This is a genomic window from Parabacteroides sp. AF17-28 (assembly GCF_003479205.1).
In the GTDB taxonomy this organism is placed as follows: Bacteria; Bacteroidota; Bacteroidia; order Bacteroidales; family Tannerellaceae; genus Parabacteroides; species Parabacteroides acidifaciens.
In genome coordinates this window covers 86,007-110,592 of the sequence record NZ_QUGV01000003.1, presented here as the reverse complement: position 1 = coordinate 110,592, position 24,586 = coordinate 86,007, and the positions used below count along the sequence as shown (strand labels likewise).

The 24,586-nt window shown below is 48.8% G+C and carries 17 protein-coding genes and 2 tRNA genes; 4 read left to right on the top strand and 15 right to left on the bottom strand.

What is annotated here, in order from left to right; translation table 11 throughout:
* Position 1: 1 nt before the first annotated feature.
* From DWW90_RS02910 to DWW90_RS02875, 8 genes are all read right to left on the bottom strand, one after another.
* Positions 2–739: an MIP/aquaporin family protein gene (locus DWW90_RS02910; protein WP_115499122.1), complete on the bottom strand. Its 738-nt coding sequence runs from the start codon at positions 737–739 to the stop codon at positions 2–4.
* 18 nt (positions 740–757) lie between these two features.
* Positions 758–2,257, bottom strand: a complete 1,500-nt coding sequence (gene glpK, locus DWW90_RS02905) for a glycerol kinase GlpK (RefSeq protein ID WP_122343923.1) — start codon at positions 2,255–2,257, stop codon at positions 758–760.
* 21 nt (positions 2,258–2,278) lie between these two features.
* Positions 2,279–3,841: a glycerol-3-phosphate dehydrogenase/oxidase gene (locus DWW90_RS02900; RefSeq protein ID WP_122344023.1), complete on the bottom strand. Its 1,563-nt coding sequence runs from the start codon at positions 3,839–3,841 to the stop codon at positions 2,279–2,281.
* Positions 3,842–4,023: 182 nt separating this feature from the next.
* On the bottom strand, positions 4,024–6,369 hold the full coding sequence (locus DWW90_RS02895) for a transglycosylase domain-containing protein (RefSeq protein WP_122332417.1): 2,346 nt from the start codon (positions 6,367–6,369) through the stop codon (positions 4,024–4,026).
* 152 nt (positions 6,370–6,521) lie between these two features.
* Complete coding sequence (locus DWW90_RS02890) at positions 6,522–7,562, bottom strand: YeiH family protein (protein ID WP_122344022.1); 1,041 nt, start codon at positions 7,560–7,562, stop codon at positions 6,522–6,524.
* Between the two features lie 106 nt (positions 7,563–7,668).
* Positions 7,669–8,553, bottom strand: a complete 885-nt coding sequence (locus DWW90_RS02885) for a LysR family transcriptional regulator (protein ID WP_115499126.1) — start codon at positions 8,551–8,553, stop codon at positions 7,669–7,671.
* A 67-nt stretch (positions 8,554–8,620) separates the two neighbouring features.
* Positions 8,621–10,171 (bottom strand): ATP-binding protein, encoded by a 1,551-nt coding sequence (locus DWW90_RS02880; RefSeq protein WP_122343922.1) that lies wholly within the window; start codon positions 10,169–10,171, stop codon positions 8,621–8,623.
* A gap of 51 nt (positions 10,172–10,222) precedes the next feature.
* On the bottom strand, positions 10,223–11,770 hold the full coding sequence (locus DWW90_RS02875) for an ATP-binding protein (RefSeq protein ID WP_122343921.1): 1,548 nt from the start codon (positions 11,768–11,770) through the stop codon (positions 10,223–10,225).
* A gap of 793 nt (positions 11,771–12,563) precedes the next feature.
* Here DWW90_RS02875 and DWW90_RS02865 point away from each other — a divergent pair.
* Positions 12,564–15,890: an AsmA-like C-terminal region-containing protein gene (locus DWW90_RS02865; protein WP_122343919.1), complete on the top strand. Its 3,327-nt coding sequence runs from the start codon at positions 12,564–12,566 to the stop codon at positions 15,888–15,890.
* A 4-nt stretch (positions 15,891–15,894) separates the two neighbouring features.
* Here the strand turns inward: DWW90_RS02865 and rfbB are convergent, their stop codons facing one another.
* Positions 15,895–17,034 (bottom strand): dTDP-glucose 4,6-dehydratase, encoded by a 1,140-nt coding sequence (gene rfbB / locus DWW90_RS02860; RefSeq protein WP_122344021.1) that lies wholly within the window; start codon positions 17,032–17,034, stop codon positions 15,895–15,897.
* Positions 17,035–17,056: 22 nt separating this feature from the next.
* Positions 17,057–17,614: a dTDP-4-dehydrorhamnose 3,5-epimerase gene (rfbC, locus tag DWW90_RS02855; protein ID WP_122332459.1), complete on the bottom strand. Its 558-nt coding sequence runs from the start codon at positions 17,612–17,614 to the stop codon at positions 17,057–17,059.
* A 159-nt stretch (positions 17,615–17,773) separates the two neighbouring features.
* On the opposite strand from rfbC, the gene DWW90_RS02850 reads away from it, so the two are divergent.
* Together DWW90_RS02850 and DWW90_RS02845 are read left to right on the top strand one after the other, a co-directional pair.
* Positions 17,774–17,845 (top strand) — tRNA-Cys (locus tag DWW90_RS02850).
* 25 nt (positions 17,846–17,870) lie between these two features.
* Positions 17,871–17,942, top strand: a tRNA-Cys gene (locus DWW90_RS02845).
* A 116-nt stretch (positions 17,943–18,058) separates the two neighbouring features.
* Here the strand turns inward: DWW90_RS02845 and DWW90_RS02840 are convergent.
* From DWW90_RS02840 to DWW90_RS02830, 3 genes are read right to left on the bottom strand one after another with little or no spacing between them, the layout of a single operon-like run.
* Positions 18,059–18,361, bottom strand: coding sequence for a helix-turn-helix domain-containing protein (locus DWW90_RS02840; RefSeq protein WP_122332426.1), 303 nt, complete (start codon positions 18,359–18,361; stop codon positions 18,059–18,061).
* Positions 18,333–18,674: a type II toxin-antitoxin system RelE/ParE family toxin gene (locus DWW90_RS02835; RefSeq protein WP_122332427.1), complete on the bottom strand. Its 342-nt coding sequence runs from the start codon at positions 18,672–18,674 to the stop codon at positions 18,333–18,335. The genes DWW90_RS02840 and DWW90_RS02835 overlap by 29 nt, the downstream gene beginning before the upstream one ends.
* 41 nt (positions 18,675–18,715) lie before the next feature.
* Complete coding sequence (locus DWW90_RS02830; protein ID WP_122343918.1) at positions 18,716–20,704, bottom strand: glycoside hydrolase family 97 protein; 1,989 nt, start codon at positions 20,702–20,704, stop codon at positions 18,716–18,718.
* A 120-nt stretch (positions 20,705–20,824) separates the two neighbouring features.
* Between DWW90_RS02830 and DWW90_RS02825 the strand changes: the two genes are divergently transcribed.
* Entirely contained in the window at positions 20,825–22,561 is a 1,737-nt protein-coding gene (locus tag DWW90_RS02825) for an SGNH/GDSL hydrolase family protein (RefSeq protein ID WP_122343917.1), read from the top strand.
* Between the two features lie 158 nt (positions 22,562–22,719).
* On the opposite strand, the gene DWW90_RS02820 is transcribed toward DWW90_RS02825, so the two are convergent.
* Positions 22,720–23,475: an MBL fold metallo-hydrolase gene (locus DWW90_RS02820; protein ID WP_122343916.1), complete on the bottom strand. Its 756-nt coding sequence runs from the start codon at positions 23,473–23,475 to the stop codon at positions 22,720–22,722.
* Positions 23,476–24,513 (bottom strand): UDP-N-acetylmuramate dehydrogenase, encoded by a 1,038-nt coding sequence (gene murB, locus DWW90_RS02815; RefSeq protein ID WP_255418835.1) that lies wholly within the window; start codon positions 24,511–24,513, stop codon positions 23,476–23,478. It abuts the gene before it with no gap.
* Positions 24,514–24,586: the final 73 nt, after the last annotated feature.

Below are 24,586 nucleotides of genomic sequence, written 5' to 3'. Positions count from 1 at the left end.
ATTATAGAATATAGTATAACATAGCTGCTACGGCCGCCCCGGCAATCGGTCCCAACACCGGAATCCAGGCATATCCCCATTGGCTGCCACCTTTCCCTTTTATCGGCAGAAGGGCATGCATGCAACGGGGAGCCAAATCGCGGGCCGGATTAATCGCATAACCTGTCGGGCCGCCCAGCGACAACCCGATCACCCAGACCGTAAACGCCACCGGCAACGCCCCTACGGAGCCCAAACCGATCGGCAACGTACTGTTGCTATCCTTCAACGCCAACTCGCCGCCCGTGATATAGAACACGACAAACATCAGGGCAAAAGTCCCGACAGCTTCCGTCAGGAAATTAATCGCCGGATGGCGGATGGCCGGACTGGTACAGAACACGCCCAATATGGCATCTGGATCGTCCGTCGCTTCAAAATGGTCTTTATAAACAAGCCAGACTAAAAGCGCACCTAAAGCCGCTCCCAACATCTGGGCAATCACATACTGGCAAACGTCGCACCAGGGAAACGTCCCACCGATAGCCAACCCGATGGAAACCGCCGGATTGAGATGCGCCCCGCTATACGGCCCGGCCACCACCACTCCGATAAACACACCCAAAGCCCAGGCTGTCGTTATCGCCATCCAGCCGGCGCCATGCCCTTTGGTTTTACCGAGGCATACATTCGCTACAACGCCTCCTCCCATCAGGATCAGAAGCATGGTTCCTAATAATTCTGCTATAAATGGAGTCACAGTTATTTGAATTATGAATTATGTTGCCCAGTTTAAGGATCTTCCCACCGCCTTATGCCATTCGGAAAGCAAGGCTTCGGCCGTCTCTTCATGCATTTCGGCACTGAAGATATTGTCCAACGACCATTGATCCTTCAACTCGTCGACATCTTTCCAGTAATCGATGGCAAGCCCCGCCAGATAAGCGGCACCCAAAGCTGTCGTCTCCAACACCCGCGGACGCACCACCGGGCAACGGCAGATATCCGCCTGGAACTGCATCAGGAAATTATTGGCAATCGCACCGCCGTCCACACGTATCTCTTTCGGCTTGGCATGTATATCGTTTTCCATGGCCATCAGGACATCGTAGACTTGGTAGCAAATACCTTCGAGAGCGGCACGGGTCAGATGGGCGACACTCGTCCCACGCGTAATGCCGATGATCGCACCGCGGGCATACTGATCCCAATAAGGAGCCCCCAAGCCGGTCAATGCCGGGACAAAATAAACCCCTCCGTTATCTGGTACGGAATTGGCCAATTGCTCTGTTATGGCAGCACTCTGTATCACACCCAACTCATCACGCAACCATTGTACGACAGCTCCGCCGACAAAGACACTGCCTTCCAGGGCATACGTCACCTTGCCGTCCAGCTTCCAGGCAATCGTCGTCAACAGGTTGTTCTGCGACAGAACCGGGCGGCTTCCCGTATTCAGGATCATGAAACAGCCTGTCCCGTAAGTTGTCTTGATCATGCCGATATCCGTACAAAGCTGTCCGAACAAGGCGGCCTGCTGGTCGCCCGCCATACCGGACACCGGAATACCGGTCTTGAAAATAGGCGTAGAAGTCTCGCAATAGACTTCGCTGCTGCTTTTCACTTCGGGCATCATCGAGGCCGGAATATGGAAAAGCTCGAGCAGTTCATTGTCCCACTCCTGCGTATGAATATTGAACAGCATTGTGCGGGAAGCATTCGTGATGTCCGTAATAAATTCCGTCCCGCGCGTCAGCTTCCAGACCAGCCAGGAATCGACCGTTCCGAAACAGAGCTCTCCACGTTCAGCCCGCTCGCGGACACCTTTCACATGATCCAGAATCCAGCGTATCTTGGTTGCGGAAAAATAGGCATCGATCACCAAGCCTGTCTTTTGCTGGATCATCGAAGCATATCCCTGTGCCTTCAACTGCTCGCAATAATCGGCCGTACGCCGGTCTTGCCAGACGATGGCGTTATAGACCGGGAAACCGGTTTCGCGATCCCATATGATCGTCGTTTCACGTTGATTGGCAATACCGATACAAGCAATATGGGTATCCGTCACATCCGCTTTTGCCATCGCTTCCTTGATGGCGGACGACTGCGTGTACCAGATCTCGTTCGGATCATGCTCCACCCAGCCGGGTTTAGGGAAATACTGCTGAAACGCTTTCTGCGCCAGTGTGATGATAGCCCCCTGGTGGTTGAAAAGGATCGCCCTTGAAGAGGTTGTTCCCTGGTCGATAGCCAGCACATATTTATTTCTGAAATTCATATCATCCGTTTCTTTTGATTATCAATTCAATATATAATGGGAAGCCACCCGGTTGAAATCGTCCAACTGGGCTGCCTGCCAAACTTCATCTTTTCCCCGTTCTTTTGCCAGGATAGCCACAACGGCAGGGGCCATCTCCATCGCGGCACGCGCATCCATAAAGAGAATACGCAGGCGACGGGCCAGCACATCTTCCAGCGTCCGCACCATTTCATTGCGGACAATCCAGACCACTTCCCCTCTGGTAAAGGCATATGCGGGATGGAGCTTCTCCCCCATTTCCGGCGAAGAAGCGACCAACGTCCGGATTTCATCGGCATCCGTTCCGTAGACATACAGAGGATCGGAGAAATCGGGGTTCGGACGCGAGCCGTGCACAGGGTAACGTTCCGTCACACAGTCCTTTGTCGGCACATGCATATAACGGATCGCATAATCCAACGTGTCTTGTGCCATCTTTCTGTAGGTAGTCCATTTCCCTCCGATAATGGTGATTAAACCGGATTTCTCCCGGATAAGTTTATGGCTCCGGGAAATCTCTTTCGTTTTCTTACCTTCGTTGCGGGGAGCGGCAAGGGGACGGAGTCCGGCAAACACTGACAGGACATCACTCCGCTGGGGAGCTCGTGTCAGGTATTTTCCAGCGGTATCGAGTATAAATTGTATTTCCTGTTCGAGCGCGACCGGCTCTGTTTCGGCATGGTCCATCAGCGTATCGGTCGTTCCGACCACCACCTTATTATGCCAGGGGACAGCAAAGAGCACGCGTCCGTCGGATGTCTTGGGGATCATCACCGCACAATCGCTATCCAGGAAAGAAGCGTCGAGTATCAGGTGTACTCCCTGGCTGGGGCGGACGGTCGGACGCTTGCCCGGTTTATCCATTTGCAGGATCTCATCGGCAAACACACCTGTCGCATTAATAACGGAACGGGCCTGAACAGAATAGACCGTTCCGGTTTCCTCATCGCGCACCTGCACACCCGATATCTTCCCTTCTTCTTTCAGCAAGGAGATCACATTCATATAATTCAAAACACAGGCTCCGGTGTCGACAGCCGTACGAACCAGGTTGATCGCCAACCGCGAATCATCGAACTGTCCGTCATGATAGAGCACCCCGGCTGTCATCCCCTTACGGCGAAGCATCGGTATCGTGCGGATAGCCCTCTTAGGCCCGATGCAGACAGAGCGTCCTAAGCTCAGGCCACGCGCCATCAAATCATAGAGCACCAGTCCGATTGTATAAAAAGGCCCTTCCCACCAACGGTAGCAAGGGATCAGAAAGAGCTGGTCTTTCACCAGGTGGGGAGCATTCCGGCGGAGCAAACCCCGCTCGCGCAACGCTTCACGAACCAAAGCGACATCGCCTTGTGCCAGATAACGGACACCTCCATGCACCAGTTTCGTACTCCGGCTGGAAGTTCCCTTCGTGAAGTCCGAGCGTTCAAACAAAGCGACACTGTATCCGCGGGTGGCAGCATCCAGTGCCACACCCAGACCGGTAGCACCGCCGCCAATCACGACAAAATCAAAGATATTGTCCTTGTCATTTAATTGAGAAATAATAGTCTCACGTTTCATATCCCGCGTCATTAGAAGTTAACACTCACAAATCTAACAAATATTTTCCAGAAACGGACAGGATAAGAAACTAAATTAACACAGTAAGGGATTATAAAAAATGGCTCCTGTCTGAAAAAATATCGGACAGGAGCCGTTTTTTTTCAGACAGGAGCCATTTTTTCTCAGACAAGTATTAAAATTTACTCGAACATCTTATCTATGCCCCCGACATCCGTCGGCGTTTGTTTGCGCTCTTCTTCGGTGGTCATCTTGCAGGGATTCTGATATTGTTCGGGGATTTCAAAGTCTTCTTCCTGCGAGTAGCCCAATGTCTTGTCGGCATAGACTTTCTGCATATAAAGTCCGTAAATCGGTAACGCCATGCTGGCGCCCTGGCCTTCGGACATACGGTCGAAGTGGATGGAACGGTCCTCACCGCCTACCCAGACTCCGGATACCAAGCTCGGTGTGAAGCCCATAAACCAACCGTCGGAGTTGTTCTGCGTCGTACCGGTCTTTCCTCCCATCGGCGCCTTAATGCCATAACGGAAACGGACACGGCTACCGGTACCGCCGTCTATTACGTTTTTCAACATATGGAGCATCTTATAGGAAGCATCTTCCGTCAACACTTCGCTCATCTGCGGGTTGAAGTTCGCAATCGTATTTCCATAGGAATCTTCTATGCGAGTGATATACAGCGGTTCGACGCGGATACCTTTATTGGCAAATGTCGTATAAGCGCTCACCATCTCGCCAACCGACACATCCGGCGTACCCAGACAGATCGAGATCACAGGGTCCATCTCGTTCTTCAAGCCGAACGAATGCAACAAGCGGACAAACGTATAAGGAGACAACTGCCCCATCAGCCAGGCCGTCACCCAGTTGTCGGAGTTCTGCAACCCCCACTGTACGGAAACCATCTCGCCGACACGTTTCTTATTCGCATTACGCGGTTCCCAAAGCCGTCCGTTCTCGTCCGTCAGACGTTGCTGTACGTGCAGCATCTCGTCGCAGGGGCTGATCCCTTCGATCATCGCCAGCGAATAGAGGAAGGGTTTGATAGTCGAACCGATCTGGCGGCGTCCGCCGTTGACCATATCATACTGGAAATCGTTATAATCGATTCCCCCGACATAGGCTTTCACATAGCCGGTACGCGGGTCCATCGACATAAAGCCGGTACGCAGGAAACTTTTATAATAGCGGATCGAATCCAACGGCGACATGACCGTATCGATCTCGCCACCCCAACTGAACACGCGCATTTCGGCAGGCTCATTGAAAGCGGCCTTTATCTCTTTCTCGCTCGCTCCCGCACTTTTCATCGACCGGTAACGGTCGGTCTGGTGCATGGCACGCATAAAAATCGTATCGACCTCGCCCTGACGCAAATCGCGGGAGAACGGAGCGTAGTTCTTTCCTTTTTTCTCTTTGAAGAAAGCATCTTGCAAATAGCCTCCGATATGTTCACGGACAGCCTCCTCGGCATACTGCTGCATGCGTGAATCGATAGTTGTATATATCTTCAGACCGTCGGTGTACAGGTTGTAGAACTCTCCGTCCGGTCTCTTGTTCTTGTTACACCAGCCATATGCAGGATTCGTTTCCCAGGCAAGCGAATCTTCCCTGAACTGCTGCATCTGCCAGCCCCGGTAGTTCTTGCGTTCGGGCTTTTTTGCCGTCAACGTCAGGCGCAGGTATTCGCGGAAATAGGGAGCCAGGCCATCTTTATGGTCCATACGGCTGAAATGAAGTGTCAACGGCAAGGCTTTCAACGAATCGCACTCGGCCTGCGAGAGATAGCCGGCTTTCAACATCTGGTCCAACACCGTGTTCCGACGTCCGCGCGTCCGCTCACTGTGGCGCTTCGGATTAAAATAGGACGGGTTCTTACACATCCCGACAAGCGTTGCCGCCTCTTCCGTCTTTAAATCTTTGGGAGTCTTGCCGAAATAGACACGGGCGGCCGACTGGATACCGACGGCATTATAAAGGAAGTCGAACTTATTCAGATACATATTGATAATCTCTTCCTTCGTATAGAAACGTTCCAGCTGGACAGCGATCACCCACTCGATCGGTTTCTGGAACAAGCGTTCCATCACGTTGTCGGCACTTGGCGAGAACAACTGTTTCGCCAACTGCTGTGTGATGGTACTACCGCCACCGCCACTCTTCTGCATCAAAAGACCGCGTTTGACGACTGCGCGAAACAATCCCTGCGCGTCGATACCGCTGTGTTCGGCAAAGCGAACATCTTCGGTGGCAATCAACGCCTTCACCAGATCAGGCGATAAATCGTTATAGTTGACGAAAATACGGTTATCCTGACTGTGGGCATAGGTGCTGAGTGTCTTTCCATCGGCAGAGATTACCTGTGAAGCATATTTATCAATCGGATTCTCAAGCTGTTCGACCGGAGGCATATAGCCTATCGAACCATTGGCGATTGCCGAGAACAGCAAAACTACGACACCTACTGCTGCAGCAAACAGCACCCAAAATGAAATTATGATACCTTTTGTTACCTTTGAAGCCATTTCTTGTTAATTGAAAAATTGAGAATTGAATAACAGTATCCGACTCTCAATAAATTGCATTGAGCCACAAAGGTAATAATTTATAGAACACAAACGGATAATTTTCAATTCCCAATTAACAAACCTTTCAAAGTGCCCTTTCCGAGTGTATATTAAACCAAATATTTAGCCAACAAATAACCGCCTCCAAGCAACCAGATATACAACACCGCAGCCAGGATGAAAGGTTTCGCACCGGCCTTTTTAAACTTCTCGATGCTGGTTTCCGCACCTAACGCCGTCATAGCCATCGTTAACATAAATGTATCCACATTATTAATCCCGTCTACAACCGCATGGGGAAGCAAATCAAAAGAGTTAAAGCCGATCACGGCCAGGAACCCGAATGCAAACCAGGGAATCGTTATCTTGCCACGTTTCGCAACGTCAGCTCCTTTCACTCCATTGGAAACAGCTTTCACAGCGGTACGTGCCAAAGCCAAACTCATGATCACCAATACGGGAGCTAACATCATGACACGGATCATCTTCACGATAATGGCTGTATCCGAAATCTCTTTTCCCATTGCATTGCCGGCACCTACTACATGCGCCACTTCATGCAGGGTCGACCCGGTATAAAGTCCCATCTGTTCAGGTGTCAGATCCAGAATGCCGGAACGGTACATCGCCGGATAGATAAACATGGACAAAGTCCCGAAGATAACGACAGTCGAGACGGCAACAGCAGTTTTATGTGGTTCGCTTTTTACCACCGGTTCAGCTCCCAATACGGCTGCCGCACCGCAAATGGCACTACCCGTAGAGGTCAGCAAAGCCAAATCCCGGTCCATCTTCATCAGCCGTCCGACAAACAGGCCGATAAAAATCGTAGCCGTCACGATTATCGTATCGATCAGGATGGCAGGAAGCCCGATTGCGACCACACTCTGGAATGTCAACCGGAAACCATACAACACGATACCGGCACGCAACACCTGTTTCGTACAGAACAGGATTCCCGGCACCCATGTCTCCGGCAAATGGTTGCGCAAGCTGTTCGCATATATCATACCCAATATGATACCGACAATCAGCGGGCTGAAAGAAAGATTCTTGACAAAGGGAAATTCTGCTATATAGAATGCAGAACAAGAGAAGAGAGCTATCAACAGAATACCATGAAGTACGTTACTCCTTTTTTCGCTAAACATAATCAATTAAGTTTAAAATCCATTACTTTTATAACCGGCGGCAAAAGTAAGGCTTTTTCCCGGTATCCTTTCCTAATATGTTTTTATAGGGCATAACGCAAGGTTATTACCAGCATTGGCAAGCATAGCGGATAAAGCTTTCTTCCACTCCCCCGTTCTGTCCTTGCGGTTCGGCAAAGGCAAACATCCGCTCGGCCCGGAAACCGTCCACTTCAATCACCTTCAGCCGTCCGGACATCAGTTCACGGGTCACGGCACGAATAGAAACAATTCCCAACGCGTCAGAGTTCTCCAAAAACAACTTAATACTTTCCGTACTTCCCATCTGTAACAATACGTTCAACTGCGACAACTTAACTTGGTGCTCTGCCAGAGCCGCCTCCACCACATCGAGCGTACCCGAACCGTTCTCGCGCAAGACAAGCGGCAAGGTGCAAAGCTGCTCAATCGTAATCTCGTCGTAAACAGCCAACGAACTGCCGGTGTGTGCTACGACGACCAGCTCGTCTTTCATAAAAGGTGTATAATGAAGCGTACTCTGATGTGCCGTCCCTTCCACCAGCCCGAGTGTGATCCTTCCTTCCCGCAAGGCTTGTTCAATGTCACGGCTGTTCCCGTTCTGCAAAGAAATTTTAATCTCCGGAAATTTCTGGATAAAGGAGGAAAGGACAGGCGGGAGCACATATTGCGAGATGGTCGTACTGGCCCCTAACCGCAGCTCACCGCTAAAATTATCCGTCAGCAGGTTCATCTCGAAATCCATCTGCCGGTAAGCAGAAAGCAACAGCTTCGTATGCGACAGTAGCAGTTCGCCGGCATGAGTGAGTGCGATACGGCTGCCCACCCGATCGAACAACGGCGTTTTATATTGCACCTCCAATTCGTGGATATGTTTACTGATAGCCGGTTGACTGATAAACAGCTCTTTTGAAGCCTTCGTAAAGCTTAGATTCGTGGCTACGCTATGAAATACTTTCAGACGAAAATCCATAGATGGTATAATTTTCAGGCAAAGATACGGTTTAGGCGGGGGATATACAAGGAATAAAAAAGCAGTTTTATATCACAATCCACCGTTCGATATTACGGGTTTTAGCGCCGAAGTTCACTCCTATCTTAAACAGCTTGCGGGCATCTGAAAGGAAAGGCTGTGCATAATGTCTTTCGTCTATCTGCTGTAAGGCCTCTTCCGCCGTACCATCCAGTTTGAACTCCATCACATAAATAAACTTATCCGTTTGCAGAACCAGGTCTACGCGGCCTTCACTTGTATGATATTCCGCTTTCACATAGAACCCCACCAGCTTAAAGACGATAAAGAGCACATTCTGATAATGCAACTCAAGGTCTTTCACCAACTCGTAAGGCGTATCGGCAAAGAAACTTTGCAGGCGACGGAAAAAGGCGTCGACCTCTCCGGCACGTATCTCATAGACAAACTTCTGTATCTCAAAGGGAGATTCAACCTTATCCGTATTGGCATAATAAGGCAGAAGGAACTGGATAAAGCCCTCTTCCACTTCCCGGTTTGGGAATCCCAGACGATAAATACCAAATTCTTTGTTATAGCCTTTAATAGTAAGATATCCACTCTGGTAAATAACAGGAATCGGATTGGTGGAAGATGCATCTATGCTATTCAGCACCGCTGCATTCGTTTCCTCATAAGCGATCCGTTCGAGATTGTAATGATGTTTTTTCAACAATTCCACCAGATACGTAGGGGTACCGGTTTCGAACCAATAATTATCGATCTCCCGATATTTAAAAGCATTAAGCAAACTGAACGGGTTATACATGCCAATGGTATTGTGAGTAAAATGATAACCATCATAATACTTTTTCAGTTCTACACAGAGTTCCTCATACGTCAAACCCTGGGCTTCTGCAAATTCGTGAAGCTCAATCTCCAGATTGCCATGGATTTCTTTATCACTAACGCCACAGATTTCAACATATTCTTTCCGCATCGAAATATCGTCCAAGTTGTTCAGGTCACTGAATACGCTTACCTTGCCAAACTTCGTGACACCTGTCAGCATAGCAAATCTGATACAGCCGTCCATCGTCTTGAGCACGCCGTAAAAAGGTTTCAACGTGTTACGGTATTCGGTCTGCAAAGCCTCATTGCCGATAGCTTGCAGCAACGGCTTGTCGTATTCGTCTACAAGGATAACGACACGCTGGCCAGTCAGCTTGCAGGCACGGTCTACAACCCCTTTGAAACGCAGGGCAAGAGTTGATTCTCCTTCTCGGGAACCATAAAGAGCTTCCCAACCCAGCAGCGCTTCGTTCAGTATTTTGTCGAGGCTGTCGGGAGCATCATACTTGCCGATATTCAGGTCCAGATGCAAGATAGGATGTTTTATCCAGTCTTTTTCCAGCTTCTCCATTGCCAATCCTTCGAACAGTTCCTTCTTTCCCTGAAAATAGGCTTCAAGAGTAGAAAGCATCAAGCTTTTACCGAAACGGCGCGGACGGCTCAGAAAATAGTAACTCCCGGTTTTCACGAGCTGATAGATCAAAGCTGTTTTATCTATATAAAAATAGCCGTCTTTGCGAATCTTCTCAAAGTTCTGTATGCCGATGGGGTAAATCTTGTTGCTCATAATGCTTTTGTTTTTGCCGAATGATGATCTATACAAAAGTACAAATTATTTTTATTGCACAATCCACCGTTCGATATTACGGGTTTTGGCGCTGAAGTTCACTCCTATCTTAAACAGTTTACGGATGTCTGAGAGGAAAGGCCGTGCATAATGTCTTTCGTCTATCTGCTGTAAGGCCTCTTCCGCCGTACCATCCAGTTTGAACTCCATCACATAAATAAACTTATCCGTTTGCAGAACCAGGTCTACACGACCTTCGCTCGTATGATATTCCGCTTTCACATAGAAACCCACCAGCTTAAAGACGATAAAGAGCACATTCTGATAATGCAACTCAAGATCTTTTATCAGCTCGTAAGGCGTATCGGCAAAGAAACTTTGCAGGCGACGGAAAAAGGCGTCGACCTCTCCGATTTCTATTTCACGGACAAACTTCTGTATCTCAAAAGCTGATTCTTGTTTATTGAAACGGGTATAAAATGGCATCAGGAACTTAATAAAACCTTCCTCCACTTCACGGTTAGGATAGCCTAAGCGATAAAGGCCGAAACGTTCATCATACCCTTTTATCGTCAGATAACCGCTCTGGAAAATAACAGGAATAGGCTGATCATCTCCATAAATACTATTCAAGACGTCAGCATCCGTTTCTTCATGCGCCATACGTTCCAAATCGTAATGATTACGCTTCAAGAGTTCGACCAGGTAAGTAGGGGTACCTGTTTCAAACCAGTAACTACCGAATTTATTGTATTTGAAAGTATTCAACAGGCTGAAAGGATTATAAATACCTTCCGTGTTTTCTACGAAGTGATAACCATCATAATATTCTTTCAATTTTGCACATACCTCTTCATAGGTTATCTTCCGGGCTGCAGCGAGTTCGTGCAATTCAAGATCAAGATTATCATGTATCTCCTTTTCAGTCATGCCACAGATACCGACATAAGGTTCACGCATTGAGATATCGTCCAGATTATTCAGGTCACTGAATACACTTACCTTGCCAAACTTCGTGACACCAGTCAACATACCGAACTTGATACTGCCGTCCATCGTCTTGAGCACACCGTAAAAAGGTTTCAACGTGTTACGGTATTCGGTCTGCAAAGCCTCATTGCCGATAGCTTGCAGCAACGGCTTGTCATATTCGTCTACAAGGATGACGACACGCTGGCCAGTCAACTTGCAGGCACGGTCTACAACCCCTTTGAAACGCAGGGCAAGAGTTGATTCTCCTTCTCGGGAACCATAAAGAGCTTCCCAACCCAGCAGCGCTTCGTTCAGTATTTTGTCGAGGCTGTCGGGAGCATCATACTTGCCGATATTCAGGTCCAGATGCAAGATAGGATACTTTATCCAATCTTTTTCCAGCTTCTCCATTGCCAATCCTTCGAACAGTTCCTTCTTTCCCTGGAAGTAAGCCTCAAGAGTAGAAAGCAAGAGGCTTTTGCCGAAACGGCGCGGACGGCTTAGGAAATAGTAACGTCCGGTTTTCACGAGCTGATAGATCAACGCTGTTTTATCTATATAGAAATAACCGTCTTTGCGAAGGCTCTCAAAGTTCTGTATGCCGATGGGGTAAATCTTGTTGCTCATAATGCTTTTGTTTTTGCCGAATGATGATCTATACAAAAGTACAAATTGTTTTTACAGCAGCACACTCACAAGGATGTTTTTTACACCTCAACAGTTTAAATGTTTTATTCTCGAAAATTTACAATAACCCCATTTTTCGCCATTTTTCTATTTCGTCCGAAATCTTGGTCCATTTTGGATTGACTCTTTTCACGGTTTAAGCCTTTTTGTTTGACACCGGATGAAATGAGGTGCCGAGGTCGTTCCGGAAAGCGTGCAATTTGATTACCGAAAGACGGAAACACCGGCAAAGTGATAAAGCTTAACTCCCGGAGAATCGCCTGTAGCAAAACAAAACGGGCGGCGTCCCAAATATCCCAGGGAAATTTAGGGCCTTTTTTGCCCTTTAGACGGTCCTCTTTCCAATTATGACCGTCCTAATCGCCATTACGACCGTTCTAATCTTCGCGAGGTGCCGAGTGCACTACACATTAGCACGGTCACGGTGGCAAAGAGGACGGTCGTAATAGCGGAAAACGCTCAAAAAAGAGAAAAAAGTGCCTTTTTGAGGTCAAAAAAGCGGATTAACATTTATTCGCTTTCAGGTCTCTTCTAAACCTGAAAAATACGTTTTATACAATAAGGTCCCCAAGGAAGTTGAAAGTTGAGAGTTAAAAATCGAAAGTTAGAAGAGTGCTCTTAAGTACAGACCTTCAGATTAGAATGGTTTATCGCATAAAAAAACAGATGAAGAATCTACTTTTTTCCTACTTTTGTACAAGGATTTATTTTTTTACTTACACGAGAGACAACAATGAAAAGAAAAAAGAAAATACTGACAATTATCGCCATAATTGCAGTTACACTGATATTCATACTTCCGGCTATCGGATTCAGCATATTGAACTGGGGCGTGCTGCCGCCAGAGAAGCTGACACCGCTGGTTGTCGAGCAAACCAACAAGTTTCTCGATGCGCATCTGGATTGCGAACGGGTGGAACTGACTTTTTTCGAGACATATCCCTATCTGGGGGTAAAGCTGACTAACGGGCACCTGATTTCGCATGCCGCCGAAGACTCGACCGCCCATGAGGAAGAGTTGGCGGTCTCTTCCGACTCATTGCTGTCGTTCAACCGTGCGACTGTCTCCCTGCAACCGCTCGACTATCTGTTCGGGGGCAAGATCACCATCAAGAATTTCTCGCTCGACCACCCGCGTTTCTACGGTTTTGTCAATAAGGATGGACGGGCAAACTGGGATATCTACCAGAGTGAAGCCGATTCGGCGGAAACGGATGCAGATAAAAAGCCGCTCCCACCCATCGACCTGCAGCGGGTACGCATACGCGGAGGGCATTTCACGTACGACGATCGCCAGGCAGACCTCTTCGCCGAAGTAAACGGTTTCTTCATGCGTCTCGACGGTTCGCTTGCCGGAGGGGCCAATACGTTGGATTTTGAAACGGGCTGTTCTTCCATATTGTTCAGCAATCCGGCTTATACATTAAAGAATGACCTGGCGCTCCGGCTCAAAAGCCGCCTGGTGCTTGCCGACCATTACAATTCGATTATGCTGAAAGACGCCGAACTGATGGTGAACAACCTGCCTTTTACGGCGGACGGGGCTATCCGCAACTTCCCGGAAGACCGGCGTACACGCATCGACATGGATATGGGACTGAAGATATCTGACATGAATGACCTGCTGAAATTCATTCCTGATGCTTATTTCCAGGACCGTGACAAGATATTGGCAGAAGGCTCGGTTATTCTGGAAGGGAACATTCACGGTTTCTTAGCTGACAGTATCATACCGAACATAAACCTTTGTTGCAAGATAGAAAACGGTTCTTATCATGTTAAAGGCGTGAAACAGGGTATAGACACGTTGGCGATGGATCTGGATATCCACTTGAACGGGCCTTATCCGGATTCTTCTTTCATCTCGCTCGAACAACTTAACATGAAAGGGCTTAATACCGCGCTGGACATACAGGCAAATGTGACCAACCTGTTCCGCAATCCGGCCGTCAATGCCAAGATGAAAGGACAGGTGGATTTCACCAAGATGGGACAGGAATTCCTGAACCCGGACACTTTGCTGGTGGAAGGAGTTATGGATGCCGACTTCTCGGCTACATTCACCGTAGACGACCTCCTGGAGAGCCGTTTCGGGAAAATACACGGTTCCGGCAAACTGAGTATTGATAAACTGAAAGCATTCAGCCAGCCGCTCGGCATGGATATTTTCATCTCTGACGCTTATCTGGCAATCGATACGACACACCAGAAAAGCCGCTACCTGGAAGCACAGGAGCTGATGCGAATGACGATGGGCATCGACAGCCTGAACATCAAATACAAGGATGAAATCAGTACGAATATCAGCAAACTGGAAATGCTGGCACAGACATCGCCTGTGATCGACACGACCGCAGTCATACCGATGACGGGACGCTTGGCGTTCGAGCACCTCCGGACACGTATGCCCGATTCCGTCTGGATGGTGGCAGGGCGTACCGAGCTGAAGGGCGGCATCAAATCGTCGGCTTCCGACAAACAAATACCGACGGCAGCAGCTGTTATCTCGGTCGACACACTGAAATATATCAGTGTCCCGCTTCGTACAGGCCTTGCGCTGACAGAGAGCAGGTTTACAATCGAAGCGCTCCCCTACCGGGACGCACGGCGCCAGCAAATGGCAAACCGGCAACAGCGCATTCCAACCGGCAGGCAGCGCGGACAACAGACAGTAAGAAGGAGAGACTTAACCGATAGAAAAACTGCAAACGACAGCACGGATATCAGCGACCAGCTTCTCCGCAAATGGGAGGCACGAGGCAGTATCTCGTTTAAACAAATGCGCGGTTTCAGCCGCCTGTTCCCTCTTCCCATGTGGATGGAGCAGACGACGATGAAGTTTAACACCAACGACATCACATTGACGGATGCCCGCTTGCACTTAGGAAAGAGCGATCTTACCCTCAACGGAGAGGTCAGCCAGATCCGGCGGGCAATGCTCCGAGGCGGCAAACTAAAAGGAAACTTTAAACTGAGTTCGGATTATATCGACTGCAACCAGTTAATGCAGGCGATCAACAGCGGTATGCAATATGCCGCAGGTAATTCAGACCTGGCGCTCCTCAGTGACGAAAGCATAGCGGGGCTCGACGCAACAACGATGCAGGACAGCATCTCGCAAGCAGAGATCGACACTACCGGGCAACTGTTCGTCCTTCCTGCTTTCCTCGACATGGCGCTCCATACCGATGCGAAACGAATCGATTTCAAAGATCTGGAACTGGAAAACGTGACAGGAGAAATTGTCCTGCGCGACCAGAGTATAAATTTGAGCAAACTCAATATGGAGTCCAATATGGGACACGGAAACCTGACGATGGTCTACACGGCAAGGAACGAAGAGGAAGCGACTGCCGGATTCGACCTCGATATGGAAAACGTACAGGTAGAAAGGCTGATCGCACTCTTCCCGTCCATCGACACACTGGTCCCGATGCTCCGTTCGTTTGAAGGCGTGCTGGGCTGCGAGGTCACGGCTACCTGCAAGATTGACTCGACTATGTCGCTCGTCATGCCATCGATCAATTCATCCTGCTATCTGCACGGGAATAATATGGTATTGCTGGATGGCGAGACTTTTGCCGAAATATCCAAAACGCTGATGTTTAAGAACAAGAAACGGAATGTGATCGACAGCATTGCGGTTGACCTTGCGATCAAAGATAATAAGATCGAAGTCTTTCCTTTCCTGGTAGAGATGGACCGTTACCGGGTAGCTGTCGGGGGGACGCATAATCTGGACATGACGTTCAATTACCATGTGTCCGTACTGAAATCACCTGTTCCCTTCAAGTTAGGAATCGATATTACCGGCAATCTGGACGACTTCAAATACAAGATCACGAAATGTAAATACAAAGACATCTTCAAACCGGCCAAACAGGCGGAACTCGACAGCACACGCAAGAATATCCGGAAAGATATCCGCGACGCCATCCGCAAACAGATCGAAGAAGCGGCACCGGAGTTAGGGAAGAATCTGGCAATGGCAAGAACGGAAACAAAAAAGGAGGCAGGAGAAATTCAAGAATCCCCGGCCTCCTTCCAAGAAGGGAATTAGGTGATTACCTGTTCCCGTACATTTCTTCGTAGTACTTCATATAGTCACCACCGGTAATATCTTCCACCCATTTCTGGTTATCCAGATACCAGCGGATGGTCTTGACGATTCCGACCTCAAAAGAAGTTTCGGGCGTCCAGCCTAATTCGTTTGTGATCTTCGTCGGATCGATCGCGTACCGCTGGTCATGCCCGAGGCGGTCTTTGACAAAGGTTATCAAGCTTTCGTTAATCCAGTCGATGGAAATCTGTCCGTCGGCGCCAATTTCCTTTTTCTTCAGGATTTGGCGGTATTCCGGTTGTTCGGTCATCAGGTTGCGGATCGTGCTGATTGTTAATTTCACGATTTCGATATTCTGCTTTTCGTTATGACCGCCAACATTGTAGACCTCTCCTGCCCGTCCCTCATGGATCACCATATCGATAGCCTTGCAATGGTCTTCGACATACAACCAGTCGCGCACATTCGTACCGTCACCATAAACAGGGAGTGACTTGCCTTCAAGGATATTTTTGATAATCAGCGGAATCAGCTTTTCCGGGAAATGATACGGACCGTAGTTATTGGAACAACGGGTGATGCTGACCGGCATTTTATACGTTTCGGAATATGCCTGCACAAACAGGTCGGCGCTCGTTTTGGATGCACTGTACGGGCTGCGCGGGTCCAACGGGGTCGTTTCATGGAAATAACCCTCGGCGCCCAGGCTGCCATACACTTCATCCGTCGATACCTGATGGAAACGGACTCCTTCGCGCCACTGGGGATAGCCGGTCTCCGCCTTGCCTGTCACCCAAGCCTTGCGGGCGGAATCGAGCAGGTTCTGCGTACCCAATATATTCGTAACCAGGAAAAGCTGCGGATTCTCGATGCTGCGGTCAACATGGCTTTCGGCTGCAAAGTTAACGACATAATCGAACTGATATTTCGCAAACAACTCGTCCGTCAGGGCACGATCGCAGATATCCCCTTTCACAAACTCGCAACGATCTCCGTCGATATCTCCGGCAATCGTTCCGAGATTGCCGGCATAGGTCAGCAGGTCCAGGACAACGATCTTTATTTCAGGATACTTTGCCAACATATACTTAACGAAATTGGCGCCGATAAAACCGGCCGCTCCGGTAACCAGGTAAGTCTTCATATCTGTATGTGTAATTATAAATTCATAATTCAAAATTAATCTCCGCTTCCCCCAATAAAGGAGCATTCCGGTCCTTATCCGATAAATTAAGGATGGAAGGGTCCGTAATCCTCCATTCCACCGCAACCGCAGGATCGTCAAAACGCAAACCGCGTTCATGCGTCGGCATATAAGGATTATCGACTTTATAAGTGAAGACCGCTTCCTCGCTCAACACATGGAAACCATGGGCGAACCCCTGCGGGACAAAGAACTGGCGTTTGTTTTCGCCGGACAATTCGACAGCCACATATTTCCCGAACGTAGGAGAACCTTTACGCAAATCGACAGCCACATCCAGCACGCATCCTTTAATCACACGCACCAGCTTGGCCTGTGAATAGGGCGCCAGCTGGTAATGCAAGCCTCTCAATACGCCTTTCGAGGAACAGGATTCGTTATCCTGCACAAATTCCACTTTACCGATATGTTCTTCAAACTCCGCCTTTTTCCAGGCTTCCATAAAATAGCCACGCGCATCCTTAAACACTTTCGGTTCAATGATCCACACGCCGGGGATTTCTGTTTCAATATATGTCATTATCTTATTGTTTATGCTAACAGAAGGCAAAGTAACTTCTTTTTCCTTAGTTCTCCAAGCCTCCAGGAAAACAAAAAGGGAAGAAAAGATTTGCATATTCCAAATATATTCTATTTCTTTGCACTCGCAAAACCGGAATGGTTCTTTTGAAAACATATTGGTTCCTTGGATGAGTGGCTTAGTCAGCGGTCTGCAAAACCGTCCACGGCGGTTCGAATCCGCCAGGAACCTCTTGGTAACTTTACCGTTTTATTTTGGTTCCTTGGATGAGTGGCTTAGTCAGCGGTCTGCAAAACCGTGTACGGCGGTTCGAATCCGCCAGGAACCTCAAAAAAAGCTTGTAATCATTAGACTACAAGCTTTTTTATTACTCCTATCTGTAAATCTTCGCAGCCCAACCGCCACCCGAGCCATCTTGACTTTCACCTTGCGGTACACTCTATCCTATATGGCTGGAGTTAACTCAACTGTCAACCCCAAAGCATTAACGATCCTGTAAAAGGTGGCTACACTCGGAACAGTAAGTCCTTTTTCAATCCGGGAGATATAGGATTTGTTGGCCCCGATCCTCTTAGCGAGTTCTTCTTGTGTTAAACGGGCATTCTTACGTGCATCAAGTAATATTTGACTTGTATAGAAAGCGTAAGCCTCCTCATCAAACTTTGCTCTTTCCGGTGTGCCCGGTGCGCCGTATTGTACATTCAGAACTGCGCTATAATCAACTATTTTGTGATTGTTTGTCTCCATAATATGCCTCCTTTATTTTTAGTGCCTTCTCTACTTCACCTGATGGTGTTTTCTGTGTTTTCTTCTGAAACCCATTAAATAGAACCACAATCTGGCCATCATCGAAAATAAAGAAGACACGGTAAATATTGCCGTTATATTCCATACGAAGCTCATACAGACCGTCACGGATGAATTTTATGAACTTGACCGGCATTCGTTCTTCTGTTTCAAGTAACGAGATGATATAGTTCAACTTGATCACCTCTTTACTTGAGAGGGTCGCTAAAAACCTTTCAAAGTATCCTCCGTAGGTGGTAATCTTGCGTTTCATACGGCAAATATATGAAAAGTTACACAATTATGCAACAATTCCTATCTGTAAATCTTCGCAGCCCAGCCGCCACCCGGGGCCATCTTGACTTTCACTTTGCGGTCGGCAGGAACCGGGATGATTTCCTTCTTATAGTCACGGGCGGCACGATCGGCATTGATACCGTCGCGGAACAATTCCATCTTATAGTTGCCGTCGCCCAGGAAAGAGAGGTCGAGCTCCACTTCGCGGGCATCCCAGTTTGTCAATGCACCGACATACCAGTTATCGCCATGATGGCGGGCAATGGCAACATACTCTCCTATCTTACCGTCCAATGCAACCGTCTTGTCCCATACGGTCGGGATATCGGCGATAAATTCCGTACATTCGGCCTCGCGTCTGTAGTTGGAAGGATTATCGCACAGCATGTTCAGCGGAGATTCAAAGATCACATAAGTGGCCAATTGATGGCAACGTGTACCCTGGCTCATCGGCTCGGTATTGATCGGGGCGTAGTTTTTACGAATCGCATTGCGCATGGCACCCTGCGTATAATCCATCGGGCCGGCCACCATACGGACAAACGGGATCGTCACGTCGTACAACGGCATATCATATGTATTAGCCGCCCATTTCATATTTTCCAGACCATGCACGCCTTCATAATTGATTACGTTCGGATACGTGCGTTGCAGGCCTGTCGGTTTGCATATGCCATGATAATCCACCATCATCTTATATCGGGCACAGGTTTCAGCGCCCCGGTAAAGGAAGTCGATGATCTCCTGGTCGTCACGGTCCATAAAGTCGACCTTGAAACCTTTCACACCCATATCCGAATAATGTTTCACAACTTTCTCCATATCGCGGTCGAAAGCATGATAACCGGCCCAAAGGATAATGCCGACATTCTTGGATTTGCCATAGTTGACCAGCTCCGGAATATTGATTTCCGGAATCACCTGCATCAAGTCGGCAGCCAGGTTGACAGACCAGCCTTCATCCAGGATTACATATTCGATGCCATGTTCGGAGGCAAAATCGATATAATATTTATAAGTCTCGTTATTGATGCCTGCGCGGAAATCCACCCCGTAAATATTCCAGTCATTCCACCAATCCCAGGCAACCTTACCCGGCTTGATCCAGGAGAAATCCTGCACGCGGCAGGGAGAAGCCAAACGATAGACCATATCGCAATCGGCCAATTGCTTATCATCTTCCGACACGACAAACACACGCCACGGGAAAGCACGCGTCCCCTTCGTCTTGGCGATGTAGCCTTCACGTTCTTCGACCAACATCTGGAGGTTGTTATGGCCGCCCTGTTTCTTCACCTTAGGATAAGGGGCAAAAACAGGCTTCAAGGCCGGTTTATCGGTCGAGTTATTCAGGAACATACCCGGATAATCTTCCAGGTCGGCTTCCGTGATGCAGAGTTTCTTACCGCCGTCCAGTTCGACCAGAAGCGGAAGAATCATCAGCCGTTTGCTATCCAGTTTCGTGATCGGCTCGTGTACATAAGGCTGCTCGAAAGAGTTCATGAACTGTTCCTCAAAAGTCGCCTTTTGGCTGTTCACATAAGGAGCGAACGTCTTATGGTCGGAAGAGAAATTATAGCCGGCTTCTTCGTTCACCACGATGATATCATTTTTCATCTTTGTGGTAAAGCGATAAGCCATTCCATCATTATACAGACGGAAAACAAGACCGTAATTACCGCGGAACGCGAATGTCATCTCGTTATACGTATCCTCTATTTCCGTCTTTTTATAGAAAGGAGAAGGAATGGTTTTATCCACTGCCGCCTTCAAGACCTTCGATACTTTCGAATTGACACCCAAGACGGAGCCATCCTGCAGTGTCATGGAAATTGGCGAAGCCGCCAGAACCTCTGTCCCGTCATGTGTCAGGGAAAAACGGATATCATCACCCACAGTAACGACTACTTGCAGTTTTTTGTCCGGCGATTGCAACTGATAGCTTTTCTGAGCCATCAACGATACGCTCCCCATCAGGAAGAGCATAATAAGAGCTTTTAGTTTCATGGTTTTCAAATTTAATTAACTGACGGCAAATATACGGGAATAAACAGGAAAAGCTTTTGCAAAATTGTCTTATCTTTGTTGATATTGTATCATAATACAGCTATAAAAGGGACTATTTGTATGAAAAAGCTTATTTGTTTACTGTTTTGCAGCCTTCTTTTCCTTCCGGCTGCCGCCCAATGGAAATGGCATAATCCGATGGAAGCCGGTTTTCCGGTTATCCAAAACCAGGGATTCACAAAGGAAATCGGAAACACTTACACCCGCTTGCCGGAACGTGCCAATGGTGTGGTGAGCGAACCGGTCTGGAACCTGTCGCGCCATTCGGCCGGACTTGCCATCCATTTCTACAGCGATGCGCCACAGATTAAAGTCCGCTATACCGTAACAGGCAGCCTGAACATGCCACATATGCCCTCGACCGGCGTTTCCGGCGTCGACCTCTACAGCATCGACAGCGACGGAAAATGGCACTTCTGTTTCGGCGGCTATTCGTTTCAAGATACGATTACCTATACATATAATAATATAGGTAAAGACCGCTATCATAAACAAGGGTTTGAATACCGGCTCTATCTCCCGCTGTACAACGGGGTGAAATGGCTGGAGATCGGTACGCCCGAAGACAGCCATCTGGAATTTATCCCGCTTTCTCCCGAAAAGCCGATTGTCCTCTACGGGACTTCCATTGCGCAGGGAGCTTGCGCCTCCCGTCCGGCGATGGCGTGGAGCACGATCCTGCAACGCTCACTCGACTACCCGTTGATAAACCTGGGATTCTCCGGCAACGGCAGGCTGGCAAAAGAGGTGTTGCAATTTATCAATGAGATGGACGCGCGTCTGTACATTCTGGACTGTATGCCCAATCTGCCCAACCAGGAGGAAGAAGAGGTGACAGCCCTTGCTATCGCCGCCGTCAAGCAGATCCGGGAGAAGCATTCGGCTCCCATCCTGCTGATCGAACATGCCGGATACAGCAATATGCAGACTGACTCCACCGAATACAAACGGCTTATGAAAGTGAACCGGGCTTCCCGTAAAGCCTACGAGCAGATACAGACCGAAGGGATTCCGGGCGTCTTCTATCTCACCCGCGAAGAGCTGAACATCCCTGCCGACGGCTGGGTAGACAGCGTGCATCCGTCCGACTTGGGCGCACAGCAGCAGGCTACGGTTGTAGAAAAGAAGATACGCGAAATCCTGCATATCCCTCTCGGTTCTTTCGCAACGACCATCCCCGTCACCCAACGCCGCGAACCGCATATGTACGAATGGCACGCCCGCCACCGCGCTATCCTGGAGCAGGTACGCAACCATCCGCCCAAAGCCGTCATCATAGGCAACTCGATCACCCATTATTGGGGAGGCGAACCGGAACACCGGAACAAGAACGGACGGGAGACATGGGAGAAGGTGATGCGCCCCGCCGGCTTCCAAAACCTGGGCTATGGCTGGGACCGGATAGAGAATGTGCTTTGGCGCGTGTACCACGGCGAATTGGATGACTATGACGCCGGCAAAGTAGTCCTGATGATCGGCACGAACAACTGCGGACTGAACAGCGACAATGAGGTCGTCGAAGGCCTCCGCTTCCTGCTCTCCGCCATCCGCCAACGTCAGCCGAACGCCTCCATCAAAGTCATCGGAATCCTTCCCCGCCGCAATCAGGAGCAATGGGTGAAAAACATCAACATCGATATCAAAGAAATGGTGGAAACGGAAGGTTTCGAATTTGCCAACCCGGGAACAGCCCTGCTGCAACAAGATGGCAAAATAAACGAAAGCTTGTTTATCGGCGACGGGTTGCACCCGAACGAGGAGGGATACAGGAGAATTGCCGGAAGGATTGCTGACTGAAACCAAACGCAGCAGAAGTAAGAGAAAAAGTTTCTCCCGAAGAAACTTTTGTTCCGTCTCGATGAAACTAAAGTTTCATGACGGCGAAACTTTAGTTTCAACATCACAAAACTTCTGAAACTTTAGTTTCAACTATACAAGCAGCGTGAAACTTTTTTTCATACAGTCACATGCAACCCATCATAAGCCAAATGGACATGCGGCGGCAGTTCCTTCTCGACCTCGGCATGGAGGCCGATGCGGTGGCTCATGTGGATCAGATAGGATTCTTTCGGACGGATGCGCTCGATATTGGCGAGTGCTTCTTCCAGGGATTCATGCGTCGGGTGAGCGCCTTTCCGAAGAGCGGTCAGGATCAGCAGGTCCAAACCTTCCAATTTGGCATATTCATCTTCCGGCAGATATTTTACGTCCGTGATATAAGCCATATTGCCGATACGATAGCCGAAGATAGGCAGTTTGCCGTGCATCACCCGGATAGGCGTAACCGGCAAGCCGGCTGCCATAAAGGGCTGGTCTGTTATCCGGTGCAGCTCCAGGTTCGGAACGCCGGGATAGCGGTGGGCACGAAAGGCATAAGGCATACGCGTTTCGATCGCTTCCGCCACATAGTCTTCGGCAAAGATATCGACCCCTTTTTCCCGGCAAAAAGGACGAAGATCGTCCAGTCCGCCGACATGGTCATAATGTTCGTGCGAAATCAGGACCGCATCCAGCTGATAGGTCCGGTTCTTAATCACCTGCCAACGGAAGTCCGGACCACAGTCCAGCAGAATCCGTTTCCCGTCGGTTTCAACCAATACCGACGTACGCAAACGCCAGTCGCGCTTATCCGTGCTTGTACACACCTCGCACTGGCAACCAATCTCGGGGACACCCGTAGAAGTCCCCGTCCCTAAAAACGTAATTTCCATTTAACCGACATATTTAACTTCTGGCATGATCTCGATACCGAACCGGTCATTGACTGCCGTACGGATGCTTTCGGCGACCAGTGCGATTTCATGCCCTCTTGCATCTCCTAAATTAACCAATATCAACGCCTGCTTCTCATAGACTCCGACCGGGCCGTGCGATTTGCCTTTGAAGCCGCATTGCTCGATCAGCCAGCCGGCCGGGACTTTCACCTTCCCCTCGCCTGCCGGATAAGACGGCATCTCCGGATACTGTTCTTTCAGCTTCTCATACTGCGCAGCCGGGACGACTGGATTCATGAAGAAACTGCCTGCATTTCCCAACTCATCCGGATCGGGCAATTTCTGACGGCGGATCGAGATCACGGCGTCGCGCACTGCCTGCAATGTCACCTCCGGGTATTTTGCCAGTTCTTCCTTCAAATTGCCATAACCGACAGAGAATTGAGGCTTTTTGCTGAGACGTATATATATATATGTAACAATATACGGATCATTATGCTCATTTTTAAAGTAACTGCTTCGGTAACCATAGAGACATTCTTCGTTTGTAAACGTACGCTTTTCGAACGAAAGCTGGTTATAAGCCTCCACCGCCTCGATCACATCTTTGATCTCCGCCCCGTATGCCCCGATGTTCTGGATAGCGGCAGCACCGGCTTCTCCGGGAATAAGCGAGAGGTTTTCAATGCCGCCCCAACCTCTGGATACGGCATAAGCCACCACGTCATCCCATTTTTCGGCGGCACCGATACGAAGCAGGACGGAATCGTCTGTCTCCTCCGCCACGGAAATGCCTTTTATCTGCGAATGCAGGATAATCCCGTTGAAATCGTTTATGAACAGCAAATTGCTCCCGCCACCGATATGAAGCGACAGGCATTCCTGGAAATATTCATCCCGGAGGATACGTCCCAACTCTTCTTCACTTGCATATTCCATGAACCAGCGGGTCTTTACCGGGAGATGGAAAGTATTATGTTTTTCCAACGAATAATTCTCTTCTATTCTCATTTTACGTTCTGTATTATTTTTCATGACAAAAATAACTATAAATATCAAATTCATCAGTACATCCACTAAAAAGCCTTTCAAATATCGAAACCGAGAG

Excerpts from the sequence above, each read along its gene's own strand:
- DWW90_RS02880 (WP_122343922.1), bottom strand. The coding sequence starts at position 10,171 with ATGAGCAACAAGATTTACCCCATCGGCATACAGAACTTTGAGAAGATT.
- DWW90_RS02865 (WP_122343919.1), top strand. The coding sequence starts at position 12,564 with ATGAAAAGAAAAAAGAAAATACTGACAATTATCGCCATAATTGCAGTT.
- glpK (WP_122343923.1), bottom strand. The coding sequence starts at position 2,257 with ATGAATTTCAGAAATAAATATGTGCTGGCTATCGACCAGGGAACAACC.
- murB (WP_255418835.1), bottom strand. The coding sequence starts at position 24,513 with ATGAAAAATAATACAGAACGTAAAATGAGAATAGAAGAGAATTATTCG.
- rfbC (WP_122332459.1), bottom strand. The coding sequence starts at position 17,614 with ATGACATATATTGAAACAGAAATCCCCGGCGTGTGGATCATTGAACCG.
- DWW90_RS02820 (WP_122343916.1), bottom strand. The coding sequence starts at position 23,475 with ATGGAAATTACGTTTTTAGGGACGGGGACTTCTACGGGTGTCCCCGAG.
- DWW90_RS02885 (WP_115499126.1), bottom strand. The coding sequence starts at position 8,553 with ATGGATTTTCGTCTGAAAGTATTTCATAGCGTAGCCACGAATCTAAGC.
- DWW90_RS02895 (WP_122332417.1), bottom strand. The coding sequence starts at position 6,369 with ATGGCTTCAAAGGTAACAAAAGGTATCATAATTTCATTTTGGGTGCTG.
- DWW90_RS02835 (WP_122332427.1), bottom strand. The coding sequence starts at position 18,674 with ATGAAACGCAAGATTACCACCTACGGAGGATACTTTGAAAGGTTTTTA.
- DWW90_RS02825 (WP_122343917.1), top strand. The coding sequence starts at position 20,825 with ATGAAAAAGCTTATTTGTTTACTGTTTTGCAGCCTTCTTTTCCTTCCG.
- DWW90_RS02900 (WP_122344023.1), bottom strand. The coding sequence starts at position 3,841 with ATGAAACGTGAGACTATTATTTCTCAATTAAATGACAAGGACAATATC.
- rfbB (WP_122344021.1), bottom strand. The coding sequence starts at position 17,034 with ATGAAGACTTACCTGGTTACCGGAGCGGCCGGTTTTATCGGCGCCAAT.
- DWW90_RS02875 (WP_122343921.1), bottom strand. The coding sequence starts at position 11,770 with ATGAGCAACAAGATTTACCCCATCGGCATACAGAACTTTGAGAGCCTT.
- DWW90_RS02840 (WP_122332426.1), bottom strand. The coding sequence starts at position 18,361 with ATGGAGACAAACAATCACAAAATAGTTGATTATAGCGCAGTTCTGAAT.
- DWW90_RS02830 (WP_122343918.1), bottom strand. The coding sequence starts at position 20,704 with ATGAAACTAAAAGCTCTTATTATGCTCTTCCTGATGGGGAGCGTATCG.
- DWW90_RS02890 (WP_122344022.1), bottom strand. The coding sequence starts at position 7,562 with ATGTTTAGCGAAAAAAGGAGTAACGTACTTCATGGTATTCTGTTGATA.